The organism is Mycobacterium sp. NGS59 (assembly GCF_059812345.1).
The window spans coordinates 81,321-102,722 of record NZ_JCALCN010000001.1 but is presented as its reverse complement, the minus strand read 5'-3'; the positions used below and the strand labels follow the sequence as shown (position 1 = coordinate 102,722).

Genomic DNA, 21,402 nt, shown 5'->3' with positions numbered 1-21,402 from the left:
TTTCTAGCGCGGCCGGAGCACATCCATGGGTGGACGGTCGGCCAACGACACCGGCCAGGTGTGCTGGGTGTAACCGTCACCGGCCGGCGAGAACTGCGTCAGGCCGACCCCGGAATCGGGGACCCCGCACCGGGACAACAGCGTGGCGATCACCTGGCGACTCATCGCGCCCAGCTCCTCCAGCGGCCGGTTGCGGTGCGCCCGGACACCCAGGTTGACCTGCGCGATCGCATCCAGTCCCAGCCGGTCGAAGGTGTCGACCAGCAGACCGATCTCCACGCCGTAGCCCGGCGCGAACGGCAGCGACGTCAGCAGCTCCCGGCTGGCTGCGTACTCCCCGCCCAGCGGCTGCAGCACGCACCCCAGTTCAGGTCGCAGCGCGGCCAGCAGCGGGCGGGCCACGAGTTCGGTGACCCGGCCGCCCCCGGTGGCGTTGCCGTCGCTCAGCGGCCGCCGGTAGAAACCTTTGACCAGGTGGATGCCGTCGCCGGTCAGCAGCGGGCCGACCAGGTATGGCACGAACATGGGATGCGGGTTGAGCAGGTCGGAATCGATGAAGACGACGATGTCGCCGCTGGTGGCGGCCAGCGAACGCCACAACGCCTCGCCCTTGCCGGGCCGGGCCGGCAGTTCGGGCACGGCCTGCTCACGGCTGACGACGCGGGCGCCGGCCGCGATGGCCCGGATCTCGGTGTCGTCGGTCGAGCCCGAATCCAGCACGATCAGCTCGTCGACCAGCCCGTCTACCAGCGGGGAGATGCTGTCGATGACCGATCCGATGGTCTCTTCCTCGTTCAAGGCCGGCAGCACCACCGAGATCGTGCGCCCGGCCTTGGCGGCGACGAGCTCGCCGATCGTCCAGCGCGGACGATTCCAGCTGCGGTCGGCGAACCAGGTGTCCCCGGGTCGCGCCGCGAGCACGCCGTCAGCGGCGAGATCCAGCTCCGAGGCCGTCATCCCAGTCCTCTCACGGTGCGCGCCGGCGGGCGGGTGCCCTGGATCGAGGCGACCATCTCCAGCACCCGGCGGGTGGCCGCGACCTGGTGGACCCGGAACATGCGGGCTCCGGCGGCCGCCGCGAGCGCGGTAGCCGCCAGTGTCCCCTCGAGCCGTTCGGTCACGTCCACACCCAGAGTCTCCCCGACGAAGTCCTTGTTGCTCAACGCCATGAGCACGGGCCACCCGGTACCGACGAGTTCGGCCACGTGCCGCAGCAGGATCAGCCCGTGGAAGGTGTTCTTGCCGAAATCGTGGGTGGGGTCGATCAGTACCCGGTCGCGGGCCACTCCGACCGCAACTGCCCGCTCGGCGGCGGTCGTGACCTGGCGAATCACGTCGTCCACCACGCCGCGGGTAGTCGTACCGTAACTCACCCGGAATGGCCGTGTCCTGGGCGCCGCACCGCCGGTGTGCGAGCACACCAGGCCCGCGTTGAACTCGGCAGCGACCAGTTGGAGGCGTGGATCCACGCCTGCCCAGGTGTCGTTGATGATGTCCGCCCCGGCCGCGCAGGCGAGTTCTGCGACCTCGGAGCGCCAGGTGTCGACGCTGATCAGCTGGTCGGGGTAGGCGGTGCGCAGCCACTCGACGAACGGCACCAGCCGGGCGATCTCGGTGTCGGGGTCGACGGTTTCGCCGGGCCCGGCTTTGACCCCACCGACGTCGATGACGTCGGCGCCGTCGGCGATCGCGCGGTGCACGGCGTCTTGAGCGGCTTCATCGCTGAACGTCGCGCCGCGGTCGAAGAACGAGTCCGGGGTGCGGTTGATGATCGCCATGATCAGCGCGCGATCCGCCGCGACCGGGCGGCCGCAGAAGGTTGCCGGCACGACTCTATGGTGCCTGGTCGTGGTCACCGGCGTGCTTTCGGCATTGGGCGTGAACGAGGGCTTCGCCGGTGAAAGTACGGCGGGAAAATCGAATAAATCCCGCCCTGAGCTCACCGGCAACGCCGAGACTTCACAGTCAAACGCGGGCGCGCAAGCGACGGCCGTCAGCCCTGCGGCCGCTTACCCGCCGCGACCTCACCCGGATACTCGTCGTAGTACTCGACGTAGCCCTCCTTACGGCCGGCCAGCACGTAGAGCGGATCCTCGATATCGGAGCCGTAAGCCTGCTTTCGCAGCTCGACCTTGCGGCTCTTGAACGTCGTGGTGTGCTCCAGCGACTCCACCAGCCGCACGAACAGCGGCAGCGCGTAACCGGGCAAATTGTCGTACACCGCGCGCGCCAGGGACTGACCGTCGAATTCCTTGCCCTCGCGCAGCTTGACCGCCGCCATCCCGGCGCGCCCACCGGTGTCGGGCACCTCGACGCCGAACACGGTGCATTCTTCGACCTGAGAATCCGACGCCACCGCGGCCTCGACTTGGGTCGTCGCCACGTTCTCGCCCTTCCAGCGGAACGTGTCGCCCAACCGGTCGACGAACGCGGCGTGGAACAGGCCCTGCGGGCTCATCACGTCGCCGGTGTTGAAATACGTGTCGCCTTCTTTGAAGGCGTTGCGCACCAGCTTCTTCTCGGTGGCTTCCTTGTCGGTGTAACCGTCGAAGGGCTGCAGCCGGTTGACCGGGCTGAGCAACAGGCCCGGTTCGCCGGCGGGCACGCGCCGCACCCGTCCGTTGTCGTCGCGCACCGGCTCACCGGTGTCAGGGTCGTATTCGACGTAGGCCAGCGGCATCGGCGAGATACCGGTGCTGCGCGGCACGTTGAAGATGTTGATGAACGCGGTGGTGCCTTCGCTGGCGGCGTAGAACTCGCAGACCCGGGCGATGCCGAATCGTTTGGTGAATTCGTCCCAGATGTCCGGGCGCAGCCCGTTGCCGGCGATGACGCGGACCTTGTGCCTGCGGTCGGTCGGTTTGGCCGGCTGGTTGAGCAGGTAGCGGCACACTTCGCCGATGTAGATGAACGCGGTGGCATCGCTGGCGATCACCTCGTCCCAGAACCGTGAAGCCGAGAACGACTTGCCCAGCGCCAGCGTCGCACCGGAATTGATCACCGACGACAGCGCGACGGTCAGCGCATTGTTGTGGTACAGCGGCAGGCAGCTGTACATGGTGTCGGAGGCCTTCAACCGCAGCCCCAGCCCGCCGAATGCGCCGAGGGCTTTGAGCCACCGGTAGTGCGTCATCACGCTGGCCTTCGGATAGCCGGTGGTGCCGGAGGTGAAGATGTAGAACGCGGTGTCCCGGGCACGCACCGTCGACACCGAGTCCGGGTTGGTCGCCGGCGCGGTCGCGGCGAATTGCTCGACGTCTTCGATGGTCAGCACGTCCCCGGCCGACCCGCCGGCTTCGCTGACGGCGCTGACCAGGTCGGATTCGGCGACCAGCACCTTGGCATCCAGCAAACCCAAGCTGTGCCGCAGGACGTCCCCACGCTGGTGGTAGTTGAGCATGCCGGCGATCGCGCCGCACTTGACCGCCGCCAGCATCGTCAGCACGGTGTTGGGCGAGTTGCGCAGCATCACGCCCACCACGTCGCCGGGCCCGACGCCGCGGGCGGCCAACACGGCGGCGTAGCGGTTGGCGGCGGCGTTCGCCTCGTTGTACGTCAGTTGCTGGTCGCCGAACTTCAGAAAAACGCGGTCGGCGTAGCGGGCGGCGCGCTCCTGGAACACCGCGCCGATCGACGTCCTGGAACCGGGACGCGGCAGCAGGCCGGTCCTCACCGCACGCAGGATCGAGGGCGCGTCGGCCACCAGCCCGGGAATCCGTACCGCGAGATCGGTCAGTTTGACTCGTGTGTTCGTGCCACCGCCGTGATCGGCCACCTGATCCCTCGATTCCCTTGCAGACCCGCTGAGTACATACCGCCGGGCGGCCTGGACCGGTCAGGCCGGTGCGCAGGCGTCCAGCGCTTCGCCGACCTTATCGACCACCACCAGCCGGTCCACCGCGGCCTGGGAGACGTAGCCGCTGTCCAGCAATCCGAAGATCCACGTCCGCACGGCGTCGTAATGCCCCCACGGGTCCAGAATCACGATGGGCTTGTCGTGCACGCCGAGATACCCCTCGGTCCACGCGCTCAACAGTTCGTCGAGGGTGCCGACACCCCCCGGCAGTGCGATGAACGCATCGGCCCGCCCTTCCATGACCTGCTTCCGCTCGCTCAGCGTGTCGGTGACGATCAGTTCGTCGGCCTGACGGTCGGCCAGTTCACGGTCCAGCAGCATCGTGGGGATCACGCCGACGGTCCAGCCGCCGCCAGCCCGCGCGGCCGAGGCCACCGCCCCCATCGCCGACACGTGCCCACCGCCCCACACCAGCGTCCATCCGCGCGCGGCGATCGCGGAACCGAGCTCCGCGGCCAATTCCAGCAGTTCGGGGTGCGTCGGTGCGGCAGCGCAGTACACGGCCACCGCCAGCCGGCCGTCTGAGGGCATACCCGAAAGGTAGACCGCCCACCTTCCCCGGCACACGCCGGTGGGCCATAAAGTCGAACGGTGCCGATCCGCTGGAACGTCCCGCAACACACCGAGGCGTTGGAGCGGCTGCACGGCGCGCTGGAGGGTTCTGGTGGCGCGATCGTCCTCGGGCCCGACGGCGTCGGCAAGTCGACCCTGGCCCGGTTGGCCGCCGAGCGTTTCTGCAGCGAACATCCGGCAACCGTCACCCGCTGGGTCGTGGGCACCCCGACCGAGCGCGTGGTGCCGTTCGGTGCCTTCGGCCATCTGGTCGAGATCTCCGACATCGGCAAACCGGCGAAGCTGTTGCGGGCCGCCCGCGCGTCGCTGACCCGGGCCGCCCACGCCCACCAGGGCGATTTGCTGCTCGTCGTCGACGAGGCGCATGACCTGGACATCCTGTCGGCGACCCTGGTGTATCAGCTGGCCCGCACGGGTACGGCCCGGATGATCGTGACCTCGCGCGCCGACGCGGCGCCCGCCGCCGTCGCGGCGTTGTGGACGGACGAGCTGCTGGACCGCATCGACATCGAGCCCCCCGGTGGGGCCACGACGACGGCGGAGGTCGACGAGTTCCTCGCCGAGTTACCTGCATCCGCGCGCCTGGTGCTGGACTACCTGGCTTTGGTGGAGCCGTTGACGGTGGCCGATCTGACCGTGCTGGCAGGCGACGGTGCCGTCGCCCAGGCGGCAGAACTGGGCGCCGCAGAAACCCGGGTCCGCAACGACGACGAACCGGTCGTGTACACCGCGCACCCGATGTTCGGGGAACGCGCCCGGGTCGCGCTGAGCACCGCCGAACTGCGACGGCGGCGCACCGCGCTGGTCGAGTTGCTCTCCCAGCACTCCTGTGAGCACCCCAGCGACCGGTTGCGACTGGCGTCGCTGGCGCTGGACTGCGACGCGCTTCAGCCGGTCACCGAAGTCACCGCCGCCGCCCAACAGGCGCTGCGGCTGGGAGATCTGTTACTCGCCGAACGGTTGGCGCGGGCGGTGCTGGACCGGTCGGGCGGCCTGGATGCCCGCCTGGTGCTCGGTCAGGCGCTGGCCTGGCAGGGCCGCGGCCGGGAGGCCGGCCAGTTGTTGGCCGCGGTGAACCCCGCCGACCTGTCCGAGGCGGACTTGATCGCGTGGGCGGTGCCGCGGGCCGCCAACCAGTTCTGGATGCTCGGTGAGCCGGAGAAGGCGACGGCGTTCTTGCAGACGACCCGCAACCGGGTGACCGAGCCGGCGTCACAGAACGTGCTGGACGGGTTGAGCGCCACGTTCGCGATGAACTCGGGAAACCTGCACCGGGCCATCGCGGTGTCCACCGAAGTGCTCTCGGCACCGACTGCAGGGGACATGGCGGTGGCCTGGGCGGCCAGTTCGGCCGCGCTGTCCTCGGCCCGGATGGGCCGCTTCGGCGACGTCGCCGCGCTGGTCGAAAGAGCCACCGCCGCAGAACATCCCGGACTGTTGCGGTTCACCGCCGGTCTGGCGCAGATCACGTCGCTGCTGATGGCGGGCGAGACTGACCAGGCACAGACGCTGGCTCAGCAATTCACCGACTTCGCCGAACTGCAGCAACCCGGACGGGCCGTCGGGGAGGTGCTGCTGGCTTACGTGCTCAACGTCAAGGGCGAATTCGGCGCCGCCGCAGCGTTGTTGGAACCCGCAGCGGCCGTGCTGGAACGGTCCGGCTACTCCTGGGGTCCGCTGTCGCTGATGTTGTTGACCACCACCATCGCCCGCCAAGGCGACATCCCGGGATCGGCAAAGGCGTTGCGGCGCGCTGAAACCCGGCACGGAACCAAGTCGGCGGTGTTCGCCCCTGAGCTGGGTCAGGCTCGGGCGTGGACCCGGGCCACGGCACGAGACCCGATGGGTGCGACGTCAGCGGCGCGAGATGCTGCCCGCATGGCCGAACGCGCCGGGCAATCGGCGGTCGCGCTCTGCGCGTGGCACGACGCCATCCGGCTGGGCGATGTCCGGGCGGTGGAACCGGTGACCCGTTTGGCGGCCGAAATCAATTGCAAGGTAGGCGATCTCGTCGTCCGGCATGCCCGTGCGCTGGCCAGTCGGGACGCTGCCGCACTGCAAGAGGTGGCCGACGAATTCGGCTCGATCGGGATGGGCGCGGCGGCCGGGGATGCCGCGGCGCAGGCGCAGGGCTAGCGACTCAGATGGAGACGACCCGGATGAGGTCGTCGAGTCGGCTGAAATCATCGCCGTTCCGGGTGTAGAGGTCGAGACCGTTGGCGTGTGCTGTGGCCGCGATCAGGAGGTCAGCGAACCGGCTGCGCGGCTTGCGACCTCCGCCGGCCACAGCCGCGACCACAAGTCCGTAACTGCGTGCAGCGACTGCATCGAAGGGCAGCGGTTGGATAAGTGACTCCACTTCCTGAAGTCGGACCTGGCGTCGGGACGCTTCCATCGGATCGGAGGTCAACCGCGGACCGGCGGCCAGTTCGGCGACCGTAATCGCCGAGATCGCCACCTCGTCGGGCATTGCGGCCAGCACCGCGGGATCATGCCAGTCGACGACGACCGAGGTGTCAAGCAAGCCACGGGTCAACTCAAATTCCTTGGTCTACCGCGCGATCCAGGTCAACCCGGAACTGCCGATGGTCGATGCGCACCGCGCTATCCCGCAACGCCGCCACCTCGTCGCGGGAGACGAAGGTGCTTCGAGCGGCCTTGACGGGGCGAAGCTCGGCTACCGGTTCGCCATTTCGAGTCACAACGAAGGTCTCACCCGCCGCTACGGCCTCGATGACTTTGCCGTTCTCGTTACGCAGTTCGCGCTGCGGGATCGTCCGGACCACGCATCCGATTGTAGCAACTTGTGCTACAGCAGGCTACGCGCTGAGATAGCTGCGCAGCATCTCCACCGCCGCGGTGATGTTGGCGACCGGCACCCGCTCGTCCCGCTTGTGCGCCAGGTTGGGGTCACCGGGACCGTAATTGATCGCCGGAATGCCAAGCGCGGCAAAGCGTGACACGTCAGTCCAGCCGTATTTGGCCCGAACCTGTCCCCCGGCGGCCTCGACCAGAGACCTCGCCGCGGGGGCCGACAGGCCGGGCAGCGCACCGGCCGCGGAGTCGGTCAGCGTGATCTGCACGTCGAGCCCGTCGAGCACCTCGTGGACATGGGCGAGAGCGGTCTGCGGCGACCGGTCGGGGGCGAAGCGGAAGTTGACCGTCACCGAGGCGCTGTCGGGAATCACGTTCCCGGCGATGCCGCCCTCGACGCGCACCGCCGACAACCCCTCCCGGTACACGCAGCCGTCGATGTCGACGCTGCGCGGCTGATACGCCGCGAGTCGCTGCATGACCCCGCCGAGCTTGTGAATTGCGTTGTCGCCCAACCACGATCGTGCCGAGTGCGCCCGCGTTCCGGTGGCGCTGACGACGACCCGCAACGTGCCCTGGCACCCCGCCTCGATGAAGCCGGCGGTGGGCTCACCCAGGACTGCGACGTCCGCGATGAGCCAGTCCGGCAACTCGCGCTCGATACGGCCCAAACCGTTTGCCGCCGAGTCGATCTCCTCACAGTCGTACATCACCAGCGTCAAGTCGTGCGCCGGGTCGGCGACGGTGGCAGCCAGGTGCAGGAAGACCGCGTCACCGGACTTCATGTCCGCGGTTCCGCAGCCGTGCAACTCAGCGCCGTCCAGCCGGCTGGGCAGGTTGTCGGCGACCGGCACGGTGTCCAGATGCCCCGCGAGCAGCACCCGCGACGGCCGGTTCAGCGCTGTGCGGGCCAGCACCGCGTTGCCGTTGCGGACGATCTCGAAGCCGGTCGTCTGGGCGCGCAGCGCCGCCTCGACCTCGTCGGCGATGCGCGCCTCGTCGCGCGACTCACTGGGGATGTCGACCAGCGCTGCGGTCAGCTCAACGGGATCACCCTTCAGGTCCAACACTCACCAAGTATGCCGAGCAGACGCAAAGTCCCCTTATTCGGGACGAAAAAGGGGACTTTTGCGTCTGCTCGCGGGGGGAAAGTAACCTTGCCGCCGTGACTGGAGCAGCAGGTATCGGCCTGGCGACACTGGCCTCCGACGGATCTGTCCTCGATGCCTGGTTTCCTGAACCGGAACTGACGGAGTCGGACACCAGCGCCACAACGCGATTGGCCCTGTCGGATCTTCCCGCCGTGCTGGGAGCGTTGGTCGGCCGTGACGACGACCGCCAGACCGAGACCATCGCGATCCGCACGGTCATCGGCTCCCTCGACGAACAGGCCGGCGACGCCTACGACGCCTACCTGCGATTGCATCTGCTCTCCCACCGCCTGGTGGCGCCGCACGGGCTCAACGCAGGCGGCTTGTTCGGGGTATTGACCAACGTGGTCTGGACCAACCGCGGACCGTGCGCCATCGAGGGCTTCGAGGCGGTTCGGGCGCGGCTGCGCCGACATGGACCGGTTACGGTGTACGGCATCGACAAATTCCCGCGGATGGTCGACTACGTGGTGCCGTCCGGCGTGCGTATCGCCGACGCCGACCGGGTCCGATTGGGCGCGCACCTGGCGGCGGGCACCACGGTCATGCACGAGGGCTTCGTCAACTACAACGCCGGCACGCTGGGCGCGTCGATGGTGGAAGGTCGCATTTCGGCGGGCGTGGTCGTCGGCGACGGCTCCGACGTCGGCGGCGGCGCCTCGATCATGGGCACGCTGTCCGGAGGCGGGACCGAGGTCATCTCGATCGGCAAACGCTGCCTGCTGGGCGCCAACGCGGGGCTGGGCATCTCATTGGGCGACGACTGTGTCGTCGAGGCCGGCCTGTACGTCACCGCGGGCACCAAGCTCACCGGACCCGACGGCGCGACGCTGAAGGCCAGCGAACTCTCCGGCGGCAACAACCTGTTGTTCCGGCGCAATTCGCTCAGTGGCGCGGTCGAGGTGGTGCCGCGCGGCGGCCAGGGCATTGCGCTCAACGAGGACCTGCACGCCAACTAGCGCAGCCGGGTGCCGCGCGTTTCGGGCAGTCGGTAGACGCACGCCAGGCTGATCACCACCAGGATCACCAGCATCAACGCGATACCGGCGGCCCCATGAGCGGCCAACAGCCAGCCGGCGATCAGCGGCGGAACCGCGCCGCCGGCGATGCCGGCCAGGTTGATGGACAGCGCGGTCGCGGTGTAGCGGTAGCGGGTGGCGAACAGTTCGGGGACGAACGCAGCGACCGGGCCGAAGCAGCTCGCGGAGACGGCGTACATGCCCAGGATGGCGACCGCGAACAGCACGGGGTCGCGGGAGTCGATCAGCGGCATCACCGACAACGCCCACGGCAGCGCCGCGGCCCAGCTGACCAACAGCACGCGCCGCCGCCCGAACCGGTCGCACAACCCCGCCGTCAGCGCGGCGAACACCAGGCAGGTGAGCCCGCCCAACACCCCGACGACCAGGATCAGGTTGCGCGAATAGCCGAGCTGAGTGTGGGCGTAGCCGGGCAGATACGCGCTCGCCAGATACGTGAACGCGAAGCAGCCGAGCACGCTGCCGCCGGCCAGGACCACCTCCCGGCGCTGCAGTCGCAGCACTTCGGCCAGCGGCGCGGCAGCTTTGGTCTGCTGACCGGCGAAGACGGGTGTCTCCTTGATGTTGAGCCGCACGTACAGCGCGATGACGATCAGCACCGCGCTGAGCAGGAAGGGAATGCGCCATCCCCATTGCATGAAGGCATGGCTGCCTTCACCGATGGTCGCGTTGACGCCCAGGAACGTCAGGCTGGTCAGCACCAGCGCGATACCGCCGCCGAGCGCGGTGAACATCCCGTAGAACCCTCGTCGGCCGACAGGCGCCGATTCGGCGCTCAGCAGGGCCGATCCGGCCCATTCGCCGCCGACGGCGAAACCCTGCATGATCCGCAGCACGATCAGGATCAGCGGGGCCGCGGCGCCGACGGTTGCCGTGCTGGGCACCAAACCCACGGTCACGGTGGACAGCGCCATGATCAGCAGGGTGGCGACCAGGGTGCGCTTACGGCCCAACCGGTCACCGAGATGCCCGAAGACGGCGGCGCCCAGCGGCCGGGACAGGAACGCGGTGGCGAAGGTCCCCATCGAGGCGACGGTGGCCATCGTCGGTCCTAGGTGCGGGTAGAACACGGTGGGAAAGACCAGCGCGGCCGCGGTGCCGTAGATGAAGAAGTCGTAGTACTCGACGGCCGATCCGACCAGGCAGGCCAGGGCCACCCGCCGCATCGGCGTGACCTTGGGAGCAATCGTGCTGACAGACACCTTGAAAACGGTAGGCGACGGCACGCGGCTGTTTCCCTGGAAAATGCTGGTAACTCGCTGGCAGTGCATGTACAGCCAGGAACTCAGCCTTCGGCCAGCAACTGCTTCTTGAGCACCTTGCCGAGCGCATTGCGGGGCAGCGACTCCACCATCCGCACCTCGCGCGGCCGCTTGTGCACCGAAAGTTGCTCAGCGACAAACTGAATCAACTCATCGGGGCTGGCCGATCCCACCACGTACGCCACGATCCGCTGACCCAGATCTTCGTCGGGCGGCCCGACCACCGCGGCCTCGTCGACGCCGGGATGTGCGAGCAGTACCGTCTCGATCTCGCCGGCGCCGATCCGGTACCCGCCGGACTTGATCAGGTCGACGGACTCGCGGCCCACGATGCGGTGCATTCCGCCTTCGTCGACGACGGCGACGTCGCCGGTTCGGTACCACCCGTCGTCGGTGAATGCCTCGGCGGTGGCCTCGGGTCGGTTCAGATATCCGTCGAACAGCGTCAGACCCCGAACTTGAAGCTTGCCAACGGTTTCCGCGTCATGCGGCACCGGGGCACCGTGGTCGTCGACCATCCGGGTCTGTACCCCGGCCAGCGGCAGACCCACCCAACCCGGGCGGCGCTCGCCGTCGGCCCGGGTGGACACGGTGATCAACGACTCCGAGGCGCCGTAGCGTTCGATGGGCCGGTGCCCGGTCAGTTCCTCGAGCCGTTCGAACACCGGCACCGGAAGTGCGGCACTCCCGGACACCAGCAGCCGCGCCGGTCGCAGCGCCTGCGCGGCACTCTGGTCGGCCACCACCCGCGACCACACCGTCGGCACCCCGAAGTAGAGCGTGCCACCGGCGCCCGCGTAGCCGGCCGGTGTGGGTTTCCCGGTGTGCACGAACCGATTTCCCACCCGCAGCGACCCCAGCAGGCCGAGCACCAAGCCGTGGATGTGGTAGAGCGGCAGCCCATGCACCAGCACGTCGTCGGGCGTCCACTGCCACGCTTCGGCCAGCGCGTCGAGGTCCGCGGCGATCGCCCGGCGGCTCACCTGCACACCCTTGGGCAGACCCGTCGTCCCCGAGGTGTAGACGATCATCGCCAGCGCATCCGGCGTCGGCTCGGCGTAACGGTGCCAGGAGCGAGCGTGCAACCGCACCGGAATGTGTTGCAGCCCATCGGGATCCTCGGGCTGCGGCCCCAGCCACGCCTGGGCGCCGGAATCGGTGAGCATGTGCCGGCGTTCGGCGACGCCGACGTCGGCGGGTACCGGCACGACCGGCACGCCGGCGATCAGGCACCCGACGATCGCCAGCACCGTCGATGCCGTCGGGGTGGCCAGCACCGCGATCCGGTGGGCGCCGGCCACCCGCTCGGCCACCGACGTCGCGGCACCCACCAGGTCGCTGCGGCTCAGCCGGAACCCGTCGATGCTGACCGCGTCCGGCACGTCGCGGGCGGTGGCTACCGCGGGATTCAGCGACGTCAGCAGCACGTCAGGCCCGCTCGTCCCAGATCTTGAGCAGGGTCTCCAGGATCTCCTCGCCGCGTCCCAGCCCGGCGAGGTGGCTTTCCTCCGGCAGGTGGTACAGCTCGGCGTCGGGAAGCCGGGAGACGACGTGCTCGCCGTGCGCAAACGGGATGATGTGGTCGTGGTCGCCGTGCCACCAGCGCACCGGGACCGTCACGTCCTCGAGCCGGAAGCCCCAGTCGCGGGCGAACAGAATGACGTCGTTGAACGGCGCGGCCAGCTGTTTGCGGCTGCCGTTGAGCAGGTCGTCGAGGAACATCGCTTTGAACTCGGGCCGGGTCAGCAGATGCCGGTCGGCTTCCGGTGACAACAGCGCATAGATGTCGAGCGCGCTGGATGCGACCGGCCGGATCGACTGGATCAGCATGCTGGCACCGATCCGCAACGGGTTGCCGCCGAACTTCAGCAGTGGCGCCACCCGCAGGCCCAGGTTCATGGCTCCGCCACTGATCGCGTCGGGTCCCTGGGTCGGGGCCACGCCACCCAGTACGCCGACGGCCACCACCCGGTCGGACAGCCCGGCCGCGCAGGCCAACGTGTAGGGACCTCCGCCGGACAGGCCCACGACCGCCATCTTGTCGATGCCCAGGGTGTCGGCGATGACGCGCAGGTCGTCGGCGAAGGCCGCGATGGTTTCGTACCGGTGCGGAGTCGACGAGCCGATGCCGGGGCGGTCCACGCCGATCAGGCGGATGTCGTGCAGGTCGGCGTAGACGCGGGCCTCGGTGGGGATCTGCCTGCGTGCGCCGGGCGTGCCGTGCAGCCAGAAGACCGCGCGACCCTGCGGCGCGCCGAATTCGGCGAAGCCGAGTTGGCGGTTCTCGCCGACGGCGATGTTTCCTTCGAGCTTGGGTCGGGCGATCGCGACAGGCATGCGCAGCAGCCTATCAGCGCAGTTCAGGCGACCTTTTCCGGCTTCACCTCGGTACGGTCACCACCGGCTCGCTTCGCCAGGTACATCGCCGAGTCCGCGCGGTCGATGAGGCGGTGCACGACGTTGTGCACCGTGCTCGAGGAGCAGGTGCCGGTGGCGATACCGATGCTCACGGTGAATTGCGGCGCCGCCGCGTTGCCGGCCAGCGCCGCATGGATCCTGCGGGCCACCCCGTGCCCCGCCTCGCTCTCGCCCCGCAGCACGATCACGAACTCCTCGCCACCGATCCGCGCCGCCGCCGTGTCGAACGGTGCCTCGGCGAGGGCGGCACGCATGCATTCGGCGAGGGTGGTGAGCACCCGGTCACCGGCTTCGTGACCGTGGGTGTCGTTGATCGCCTTGAACTGGTCGATGTCGATGGTGAGGGCCGTCAGCGGCGCTGTGGTGTCGCCCGCCAGACCGTCCAGACTGTCCTCCAGGCCGCGCCGGTTGTTGAGCCGGGTCAACGGATCATGCAGGGCCTCAACGGCTCCCGTCCGCAACGTCAGCAGATAAGCCTGCATCACGACCGGGAACCCCAGCACGATCGGCACCACGATCAATACGTTGATGGTGACGACATTCGCCGGAAACAGGTGCTGCCGCAGCGATTCCAGGTAGCACCAGGTAATCGATGCCGCGGAGAACAACAGGTGCAGCGTCAGAGCACGCGGCCCGTGCAGGGCCACGATGTAGAAGCCGTTGATCGCCAACACCGTCAGGCCGGGCATCGCCAGGAAGGTCTGGCCGACGTTAATGACGGTCCCGAGAACACAGAGGTTGGACACCAGGATGAACAGAGCCGAGATCCGCTCGGACGGAAAGGGTCCGAATGTCCAGCCGATGCCGGAGACCACCGCTACCCCGACGATCAGGTAACTGACTTCGGGCACTTTCAGATTCGGGTAGACCACCGTCAGGATGCTGATGCCGGCATAAACAACATCAGGATTCCCATGAACGCCTGATGCAGTCGGAGGAACCCGCGATTGCGGAGTTGCTGCACGGTCCAGTCGAAACCGGACGGCTGATTCCACCAGCCGACCACGAAGTTCCTGAACGCACTCAGCACCGGCCGGAAGCCCTTTCGTCCAGAGCAGTCTAGAACGGTTCGGCCTTGAGTTTTAGGCGTTCAGTAGGCGTTCGCCGATGACCCGTTGCTCGCGCAGCGTGGCGATCTCGTCGTCGGACAGCCCCAAGCCGCGCAGCAGTTCGTCGTTGTGCTGGCCGAGCGTCGGCGGCGCGCTGCGGTGGTGCCGCTCGGGTCCGGGGGCGATGCGAAACGGCCAGCCGGGGAAGCGGCGCAGCCCGGTGACCGGGTGCTCGAAATCCTCGTAGAAATCCCGCGCGTCCAGTTGGGCGAAGTCGTACATCCGGTCGCCGGTGGCCACGCGCTCAGCCGCAACCCCTTGTCCCTGAAGGGTTTCGACGACGGCATCGGCGGGCAGGGTGCGGGTCCAGCCGGTGACGAGTTCGTCGAACGTGTCGTGGTCGAGCGTTCCGTCGTCGGGCAGCGACACCGCCACCCAGGCCTCGTCCTTCGTCGGATAGACGCCCTGCAGGCAGCCGCGCCGGCGGTTGCCTTCGCGCGGGCGCACCACACCGTTCATCGAGTACTCGATCACCGGTTCGGCGGTCACACAGGCGGCGACCTCGATCTGAGCGATCTCGACCAACTGGCCTTCGCCGGTGCGGCGGCGGTGTTCGAGCGCGGCCAGCAACGCCACTCCGGCGTGCATCCCGACGATGGGATCGGCCGGGCCCTGCAGGTTGCACGGCGGCCCCTCGGCGTATCCGGTCACCGCGGTCATCCCCGACGTCTGCTCGATATTCAGCGCCCAGCCCACGTAGTCGCGCCAGGGCCCGTCCAGTCCGAAGCCGGGCATCCGAACCGCGATCACGTCGGGTTTCAGCTTCACCAGCGAGTCGTAGTCCAGACCGAACTGTTCGACCACGCGCGGGGAGAAGTTCTCCACGACGACGTCGGCCTGCGCGGCCAGCCGGTGGGCGATGTCGCGTCCGGCCGCCGAACCGAGGTCGAGCGTGAGGTCCTTCTTGTTGAGGTTGGTGGCCTGCCACAGCGCGCTGCGCTCGTACCAGTCGTCGCCCTCGAACGGGTAGGCGCCGGAGTAGCGGTGCCCGTCGGGGCGCTGGATGGATTCGACCTTGACGATGTCGGCGCCAAACGCGCCCAGGTAGCAGGTCAGATACGCCCCCGCCCAGAACGTGCTCAGGTCCAGCACCCGCAGTCCGGCAAACGGCAATGCGCCTGTGGGCGCCGTCGGCGGCGCGGGTGCCGACGTGCTCGCGCCCATCCGGAAGGGTGCGCCGGGTCGCCGAAATCCGTTGCCCTGCACGAAGAAACCGCGCTTGGCGTACTGCGGCGAATCCAGCACGGTGGCGCCGTCGTTGACCGGAGCGGCCGGGATCCGCATCGCCTGGCTGAGTTCGACGAGCTCGGCGACGGTTTGGGCGGCCAGCAGCGGCTCGGCCTTGGCGAAGAACTCGGCGCGCTCCGGGCCGCCCATCATGATGGCGATCTGGTGCTCACCGAACTCGGGCAGGCCCAGCATCGCGCACACGTCCAGCCAGTGCTGTCCGGTCAGGCAGTTGATGCCCACCCAACCGTCGGCGGCGCGCACCACACCCAGCATCGGCGCCGCGCGGATATTCGGCGGCAGGCCAAGGCTTTTCATCCGCTCGGCCATCAGCATCGGATACGGCAGCGTCGACAGAAGCGACTCGAACTCCGAGACGTCGACGTGTCTGACCGCTCCGGAAGCTAGCCGCAGGGCCGTCAGCGCACCCAGCGCCCCGTAGACGCCGGCCACGTACTCCGAGATCCGGGCACCGGCCTGTACCGGCGGTCGCTGCGGGTCCCGGTGGCTGATCCAGCCCGACACCGCTTGCATGGTCAGCGCCGACGCCGCGCGGTCCCACCACGGCCCGCAGTGACCGAAGTGAGAAATGCTGAGCCGCACCAGATTTGGATTGAGCTGCGTCAGCCCATCGAGTCCGTATTTCCGCAGCGTCCCGGGCGGTAGATTCTCGGCCAGGACGTGGCTCCCCGCGATCAGCTCACGCGCGGTTTCGAGATCGGCCGTCTCGCTAAAATCCAGTGTGATGCAACGCTTTCCGTCATTGAGGTACTCGAACAGGCCACTGCGTTCGGGATCGGGGGCCGCACCCGGAAAAGGCCCCCAGCTGCGCAGCGGATCCCCTGCCGGGGGCTCGATTTTGACGACGTCGGCGCCCAGGTCGACCAACAGCTTGGTGGCGTAGGGGCCGGAGATCTCAGTAGCGATTTCGACGACGTGCAGCCCCGCAAGGGGTCCCGTCACGCGGGAACTCCGATGGCCATCGGCTCCATGTACTGGTGCACCCCGCCGACGCCGCCACCCTCGCGGCCCAGACCGCTGAGTTTGAAGCCGCCGAACGGCGCGGCCCCGGCACCGCAGCCGTTGACCGCAACCTGCCCGGTCCGGATGCGGCGGGCGACGCCGACGGCGCGATCCACGTCGCCGCTCCAGACCGCCCCGGACAGGCCGTAACGCGAGTTGTTCGCGATCGCGACCGCGTCGTCGTCGTCGCGGTAGCGGACCACGCTCAGCACCGGCCCGAACACTTCCTCTTGTGCGATAACCGAATTGGGCTGCACGTCGGTCAGGATCGTCGGCTCGAAGTAGAACCCCACGTCCAGGCCGGCCGGGCGTCCGCCGCCGGCCACCAACGTGGCTCCCTCGTCCAGTGCGCCGGCGACATGGTTCGCCACCCGCTCGCGCTGAGCGGCGCTGATCAACGGACCCATCTGCACGCCCGGGTCGGTCGGGTCGCCCACCTTCACCGCACGGGCCATCGACACCAACCGGTCGACGACGTCGTCGTGCAGTGAATCCGGCAGCAGCAGCCTGCTTTGCAGGATGCAGGCCTGCCCGGCGTGCAGCGAGCAACAGTCGAACAGCATCTGCTGCAACATCTCGTCAGTGACGTCGGTGTCGTCGAGGATGACGCACGCCGACTTGCCCCCGAGTTCCAGCAGGATCCGTTTGAGGGTGTCGCCCGCGGCGGACATCACCTGCCGCCCGACCACCGAGCTGCCGGTGAAGCTGACCATGTCGATCCGGGGGTCGGTGGTGAGCAGTTTGGCCGCCTCCACACCCGACGGGGTGACGACATTGACCACACCGGGCGGGATGTCGGTGTGCTCTTCGATCAGCCGCGCCAGGGCCAGCCCGGCCAGTGGCGTGAGTGGCGACGGCTTGAGGACGACGGTGTCACCGGCCGCCAGCGCGTGGTTGAGCTTCATCACGTTGAGGCAATGCGGGAAGTTCCACGGCGTCAGGATCGACACCACACCCAGCGGTTCGTGCCGCAGCAAAGTGGTTCCGGCCCCGATACCGGTCACGGCTTCGTCGGCCAACTGAGTGGCCAGCTGGGCGGCGTGCATGGACATGAACGCCGCACCGTCGACCTGCATCAACCGCTCGTTCTCGATGCAGCCCCATTCCTGCTGGGACAGCGCGAAGAAGTCGTCGGCGTGTTTGAGTAGGGCCTCGCCGAGCTGATTGAGGCACGTCGCGCGTACCTCGGGCGTGCTGGTGCCCCAGGGGCCCTCGTCGAATGCCCGGCGCGCGGCACCGATCGCCTCGGCGACCTGGCTGACGCTGGCGTCCGGGGCGCTGGCGATGGTCTGCTCGGTGGCCGGCGAGATGTCGTCGTAGCGACCGTCCTCGGGTTCCACCCAGCGTCCGTCGATGTAGAGCTGGTAGGTGTCAACGAGCGCCGGTACCGCAGCCATCTGCTTCCTCACCCCAGGTCGGTCATCTTTCCCCCTGGTGTACACCCGTCCGACTCGGGCGTCAATCATGGAATGGGCGGATTTTGCGCATTTTCCGGTGTGTTGGATGCGTATTGACAGCGCAGCCGCCCGCGGAGTAGACACATTGCACAAGACACTCTGGCTCAATGTGTCGGATCGGAGGGACGCCAGCCGTGCGTACCGACTTCCCCTTGCACTCCCCTGACTTCTATGCCGGTGACCCGTACCCGGCTTACCGGGAGCTGCGCGCGACGTCGCCGGTGCACTGGAACGACGAGACCAAGTTCTGGGCGTTGCTCAAATACGAGGACATCCGCTTCGTGTCCAGCAATCCGGCCCTGTTCACCTCGACCAAAGGCATCTCGATACCCGACCCGGAGATGCCCAATCCGGTGCAGGAAGGCAATTTGATCTTCACCGACCCGCCGCGGCACCGGCAGATGCGCAAGCTGATCAATGCCGGGTTCACCCGCCGCCGGGTTGCGGTCCTCGAGCCCAAGATCCGCGAGATTGTGCGCGGCATCCTCGATCAGGTTGAGCCGGGATCGGTGCGCGAGTTCGCCGAAGAGATCGCGGCCCCGCTGCCGACCCGGATGATCGCCGAGTTGATCGGCGCGCCGGCCGAGGACTGGGAGCAGTTCCGGGCCTGGTCGGATGCGGCCACCGGAACCGCCGACCCCGAGATCGAACTCGACGCATTCGTGGCCATCGGCCAGTTGTTCGAGTACTTCCAGAAGCTGATCGCGGCGCGCCGCACCGACCCACGCGACGACCTGCTCTCGGTGCTGGCCCAGGCCGAGATCGACGAACACCGGCTCACCGACGAAGACCTGCTGAACTTCGCGTTCCTGCTCCTGGTGGCCGGTAACGAGACCACCCGCAATCTGATCGCGCTGGGCACCCTGGCCTTGATCAACCACCCCGACCAATGCCGGCTGCTGGTCGAGGATCCCACGCTGATCCCCGTCGCGGTCGAGGAGATGCTGCGCTGGAACAGCCCGGTCGTCAGCATGTCTCGGGTTGCGACCGCCGACACCGAGATCCGCGGCCAGCGGATTCTCGAGGGCCAAGTGGTGACGATGCTCTACGGGTCTGCCAACCGCGACGAGGACGTATTCGGCAGTGACTCCGAGGAATTCAAGGTGACGCGGCACCCCAATCCTCACATCGCTTTCGGCTGCGGCGAACATTCCTGCATCGGTGCGCAATTGGCGCGACTGGAGGCGACCGTGTTGTTCGACGAGTTGTTGCGCCGCTTCCCGCGACTCGAACTTGTCGGTGGCGTCGACCGGATGAAGGCCACGATGGTTCCCGGGGTGAAGCGCATGCCGGTCCGGTTGGGAGCCTGAGCGATGGAACTGGAATACACCCCGCAGCAACAACAGCTGCGTGCGGAGATGCGCGCCACGTTGCAACAGGTGATGACCCCCGAACGTGTCGCGGCGATCGGCAAGAACATCGAAGGCGGCCCCGCTGTCCGCGAGTGCGTACGTGCGCTGGCCGCCGCCGACCTGCTCGGCGTGGGATGGCCGAAAGAATATGGCGGGCAGGGTTTCTCGGCGATCGAGCAGTTCATCTTCGCCGAAGAAGCGCGACGGGCCGGCGCGCCGATCCCGTTGGTGACGCTCAATACCGTGGGCCCGACGCTGATGCAGCGCGGCAGCGAGGAGCAGAAGCAGAAGTTTCTGCCGGCCATCCTGGACGGCAGCGTCGAGTTCGCCATCGGCTACTCCGAGCCCGGTGCCGGTAGCGACCTGGCCTCGGTGCGCACCACGGCGGTGCGCGACGGGGACGAGTACGTGATCAACGGCCAGAAGATGTTCACCAGCGGCGCCGCCTACGCCGACTACATCTGGCTCGCTGCCCGCACCGACCCGAACGTCAAGAAACACAAAGGCATTTCGATCCTGATCGTGCCGACGTCGTCAGCGGGGTTCTCCTGGCAGCCGCTGCACACCATGCCGGGCATCTCGACCTTCTACACGTTCTACGACAATGTGCGGGTGCCGGTGAGCGCACTGGTGGGCGAGGAGAACCAGGGTTGGCAGCTGATCACCACCCAGCTGAATTTCGAGCGCGCCGCCCTGGGCAATCTGGGTGCGCTGGAGCCGCTGTTCGAAAAGACGCTGGCCTGGGCCGAATCCACCGAGCTCGACGGTGCCCGGGTGATCGACCAGCCGTGGGTGCAGCTCGCGCTGGCCAGGGTCGAAGCACAGGTCGCCGCATACAAATTGGTGAATTTGCGGGTGAACGCCGCGATGACCAAAGGCGTACTCAACATGGGAGAAGCCTCTGCCGCCAAGGTCTTCGGCACCGAGCTCACCCAGCAGGTCGCCCGCCAGCTGCTCGAGGTCCTCGACGGCAACGGGGTGCGCCGTGGTGCCGACGCTCCGCTTCGTGGCGCCCTGGAAACGGCGTACCGGCAGGCCGTCATCAACACGTTCGGTGGCGGCGCCAACGAGATCCAGCGTGACATCATCGCCATGGCCGGGTTGGGCATGCCGCGGGCACCACGTGACCTTCGCGCCACAACAGAAAAGGCAGGTTAAATGACGGACGCAGAACTTCTGGCCAAGCTGCGCGGGCTGGTCGACAGACCGACCGGGGGCAGCGGAAAGCCTTCGGTGGCACCGGATCCGGTCAACCAGCCGATGATCCGGCACTGGGCGTATGCCATGGACGACCTGAACCCGGTGTACATCGATCCCGATTTCGCGGCGACGTCCCGCTTCGGCGGTATCGTCTCACCGCCGGTGATGCTGCAGACCTGGACGATGCCGTCGCCGAAGCTGGAAGGGATCGGCGACCGCGGCGGTGCGCCCATCGAGATCAAGAGCAATCCGACGGCGTTTCTCGACGAGGCCGGGTACAGCAGCACCGTAGCCACCAACTCCGAATTCGAGATCGAACGGTATCCGCGACTGGGCGATCAGATCAGCTCGACAACGGTCTACGAGTCGGTGTCGGACGAGAAGAAGACCGCGCTGGGCACCGGATTCTTCCTGACCTGGCTGACCACCTACACCAACCAGGACGGGGAAGTGTTGGGGCGGCAGCGATTCCGGGTGCTGCGATTCAGGCCGGAGCGCTGATGGCGACCCGGATGGCGCCGGCGATCAGTCCGGACACCGAGTTCTTCTGGAACGGTCTGCGGGACCACAAGCTGCTGATCCAGCGTTGCGCAGGCTGCGGCGTGCTGCGGCACCCGCCCCGGCCGATGTGCCCGCAGTGCCGCTCGCTGGACTGGGAGACCGTCGAGGCGTCCGGACGGGGCACCGTCTACAGCTACGTGCTGCCGCATCAGCCGCGCGTCCCGTTCTTCGACTACCCCTACATCGTGGCGCTGGTCGAACTCGAGGAGGGGGTGCGGCTGGTGTCGAACCTCACCGATGTGGACCCGTCCGACGTGACGGTCGGGATGCCGGTCGAAATCTACTTCGAGGCCTTCGAAGGCGTGTCCAGGAAGGCTCAGGAAGACCTTGTGCTGCACCAGTTCCGGCCGAGCGGATAG

19 protein-coding genes are annotated in these 21,402 nt (G+C 67.9%); 6 read left to right on the top strand and 13 right to left on the bottom strand.

Annotated elements, in window-relative coordinates:
• Positions 1-3: 3 nt before the first annotated feature.
• The 4 genes from AC5Y46_RS00475 to log all read right to left on the bottom strand — a co-directional run bounded on the left by AC5Y46_RS00475 (position 4) and on the right by log (position 4,387).
• Positions 4-957, bottom strand: coding sequence for a glucosyl-3-phosphoglycerate synthase (locus AC5Y46_RS00475; protein WP_499989768.1), 954 nt, complete (start codon positions 955-957; stop codon positions 4-6).
• A complete protein-coding gene (folP, locus tag AC5Y46_RS00470; RefSeq protein ID WP_499989969.1) occupies positions 954-1,778 on the bottom strand; it encodes a dihydropteroate synthase in 825 nt (274 codons plus the stop codon). Before folP ends, AC5Y46_RS00475 begins: the two co-directional genes overlap by 4 nt.
• Before the next feature lie 215 nt (positions 1,779-1,993).
• Positions 1,994-3,775 (bottom strand): long-chain-acyl-CoA synthetase FadD6, encoded by a 1,782-nt coding sequence (gene fadD6, locus AC5Y46_RS00465; RefSeq protein ID WP_499941241.1) that lies wholly within the window; start codon positions 3,773-3,775, stop codon positions 1,994-1,996.
• Positions 3,776-3,835: 60 nt separating this feature from the next.
• On the bottom strand, positions 3,836-4,387 hold the full coding sequence (gene log / locus AC5Y46_RS00460) for a cytokinin riboside 5'-monophosphate phosphoribohydrolase (RefSeq protein WP_499941243.1): 552 nt from the start codon (positions 4,385-4,387) through the stop codon (positions 3,836-3,838).
• A 60-nt stretch (positions 4,388-4,447) separates the two neighbouring features.
• Between log and AC5Y46_RS00455 the strand changes: the two genes are divergently transcribed.
• Complete coding sequence (locus tag AC5Y46_RS00455; RefSeq protein WP_499941244.1) at positions 4,448-6,565, top strand: AAA family ATPase; 2,118 nt, start codon at positions 4,448-4,450, stop codon at positions 6,563-6,565.
• A gap of 4 nt (positions 6,566-6,569) precedes the next feature.
• Here the strand turns inward: AC5Y46_RS00455 and AC5Y46_RS00450 are convergent, their stop codons facing one another.
• The 3 genes from AC5Y46_RS00450 to dapE are packed head-to-tail and all read right to left on the bottom strand — an operon-like array spanning position 6,570 to position 8,313.
• The gene (locus AC5Y46_RS00450; RefSeq protein ID WP_499941246.1) at positions 6,570-6,965 is read right to left on the bottom strand and encodes a type II toxin-antitoxin system VapC family toxin; all 396 of its coding nucleotides are present in this window, start codon (positions 6,963-6,965) and stop codon (positions 6,570-6,572) included.
• Position 6,966: 1 nt separating this feature from the next.
• A complete protein-coding gene (locus tag AC5Y46_RS00445) occupies positions 6,967-7,215 on the bottom strand; it encodes a type II toxin-antitoxin system Phd/YefM family antitoxin (protein WP_499941248.1) in 249 nt (82 codons plus the stop codon).
• Positions 7,216-7,248: 33 nt separating this feature from the next.
• On the bottom strand, positions 7,249-8,313 hold the full coding sequence (gene dapE, locus AC5Y46_RS00440) for a succinyl-diaminopimelate desuccinylase (RefSeq protein ID WP_499941250.1): 1,065 nt from the start codon (positions 8,311-8,313) through the stop codon (positions 7,249-7,251).
• Positions 8,314-8,408: 95 nt separating this feature from the next.
• Between dapE and dapD the strand changes: the two genes are divergently transcribed.
• On the top strand, positions 8,409-9,353 hold the full coding sequence (dapD, locus tag AC5Y46_RS00435) for a 2,3,4,5-tetrahydropyridine-2,6-dicarboxylate N-succinyltransferase (protein WP_499941252.1): 945 nt from the start codon (positions 8,409-8,411) through the stop codon (positions 9,351-9,353).
• Here dapD and AC5Y46_RS00430 read toward each other — a convergent pair.
• From AC5Y46_RS00430 to AC5Y46_RS00405, 6 genes are all read right to left on the bottom strand, one after another.
• Positions 9,350-10,600, bottom strand: coding sequence for an MFS transporter (locus tag AC5Y46_RS00430; protein WP_499941418.1), 1,251 nt, complete (start codon positions 10,598-10,600; stop codon positions 9,350-9,352). The genes dapD and AC5Y46_RS00430 overlap by 4 nt on opposite strands.
• A gap of 119 nt (positions 10,601-10,719) precedes the next feature.
• Entirely contained in the window at positions 10,720-12,123 is a 1,404-nt protein-coding gene (locus AC5Y46_RS00425) for an acyl-CoA synthetase (protein WP_499941254.1), read from the bottom strand.
• Position 12,124: 1 nt separating this feature from the next.
• Positions 12,125-13,033 carry an alpha/beta fold hydrolase gene (locus AC5Y46_RS00420; protein ID WP_499941255.1) on the bottom strand — a complete coding sequence of 303 codons (909 nt, stop codon included), beginning with the start codon at positions 13,031-13,033 and terminating at the stop codon, positions 12,125-12,127.
• A gap of 23 nt (positions 13,034-13,056) precedes the next feature.
• Positions 13,057-13,986: a GGDEF domain-containing protein gene (locus tag AC5Y46_RS00415; RefSeq protein ID WP_499941257.1), complete on the bottom strand. Its 930-nt coding sequence runs from the start codon at positions 13,984-13,986 to the stop codon at positions 13,057-13,059.
• 210 nt (positions 13,987-14,196) lie between these two features.
• Positions 14,197-16,413, bottom strand: a complete 2,217-nt coding sequence (locus AC5Y46_RS00410) for a CaiB/BaiF CoA transferase family protein (RefSeq protein WP_499989767.1) — start codon at positions 16,411-16,413, stop codon at positions 14,197-14,199.
• Positions 16,410-17,870 carry an aldehyde dehydrogenase family protein gene (locus AC5Y46_RS00405; protein ID WP_499989766.1) on the bottom strand — a complete coding sequence of 487 codons (1,461 nt, stop codon included), beginning with the start codon at positions 17,868-17,870 and terminating at the stop codon, positions 16,410-16,412. Before AC5Y46_RS00405 ends, AC5Y46_RS00410 begins: the two co-directional genes overlap by 4 nt.
• Positions 17,871-18,037: 167 nt before the next feature.
• Between AC5Y46_RS00405 and AC5Y46_RS00400 the strand changes: the two genes are divergently transcribed.
• Genes AC5Y46_RS00400 through AC5Y46_RS00385 form a run of 4 tightly spaced genes read left to right on the top strand, consistent with a single transcriptional unit; the run spans position 18,038 to position 21,402 of the window.
• Entirely contained in the window at positions 18,038-19,240 is a 1,203-nt protein-coding gene (locus AC5Y46_RS00400) for a cytochrome P450 (protein ID WP_499989765.1), read from the top strand.
• Positions 19,241-19,243: 3 nt separating this feature from the next.
• Positions 19,244-20,440, top strand: coding sequence for an acyl-CoA dehydrogenase family protein (locus AC5Y46_RS00395; RefSeq protein ID WP_499941264.1), 1,197 nt, complete (start codon positions 19,244-19,246; stop codon positions 20,438-20,440).
• On the top strand, positions 20,441-20,983 hold the full coding sequence (locus tag AC5Y46_RS00390) for an FAS1-like dehydratase domain-containing protein (protein ID WP_499941266.1): 543 nt from the start codon (positions 20,441-20,443) through the stop codon (positions 20,981-20,983).
• Positions 20,983-21,402 carry a Zn-ribbon domain-containing OB-fold protein gene (locus tag AC5Y46_RS00385; RefSeq protein WP_499941268.1) on the top strand — a complete coding sequence of 140 codons (420 nt, stop codon included), beginning with the start codon at positions 20,983-20,985 and terminating at the stop codon, positions 21,400-21,402. The genes AC5Y46_RS00390 and AC5Y46_RS00385 overlap by 1 nt, the downstream gene beginning before the upstream one ends.

Bases quoted from the DNA above. Each gene is read 5' to 3' on its own strand.
- AC5Y46_RS00475 (WP_499989768.1), bottom strand. From the start codon at position 957: ATGACGGCCTCGGAGCTGGATCTCGCCGCTGACGGCGTGCTCGCGGCG.
- folP (WP_499989969.1), bottom strand. From the start codon at position 1,778: ATGGCGATCATCAACCGCACCCCGGACTCGTTCTTCGACCGCGGCGCG.
- log (WP_499941243.1), bottom strand. From the start codon at position 4,387: ATGCCCTCAGACGGCCGGCTGGCGGTGGCCGTGTACTGCGCTGCCGCA.
- AC5Y46_RS00430 (WP_499941418.1), bottom strand. From the start codon at position 10,600: ATGCGGCGGGTGGCCCTGGCCTGCCTGGTCGGATCGGCCGTCGAGTAC.
- AC5Y46_RS00420 (WP_499941255.1), bottom strand. From the start codon at position 13,033: ATGCCTGTCGCGATCGCCCGACCCAAGCTCGAAGGAAACATCGCCGTC.
- AC5Y46_RS00405 (WP_499989766.1), bottom strand. From the start codon at position 17,870: ATGGCTGCGGTACCGGCGCTCGTTGACACCTACCAGCTCTACATCGAC.
- AC5Y46_RS00400 (WP_499989765.1), top strand. From the start codon at position 18,038: ATGTGTCGGATCGGAGGGACGCCAGCCGTGCGTACCGACTTCCCCTTG.
- AC5Y46_RS00395 (WP_499941264.1), top strand. From the start codon at position 19,244: ATGGAACTGGAATACACCCCGCAGCAACAACAGCTGCGTGCGGAGATG.
- AC5Y46_RS00390 (WP_499941266.1), top strand. From the start codon at position 20,441: ATGACGGACGCAGAACTTCTGGCCAAGCTGCGCGGGCTGGTCGACAGA.
- AC5Y46_RS00385 (WP_499941268.1), top strand. From the start codon at position 20,983: ATGGCGACCCGGATGGCGCCGGCGATCAGTCCGGACACCGAGTTCTTC.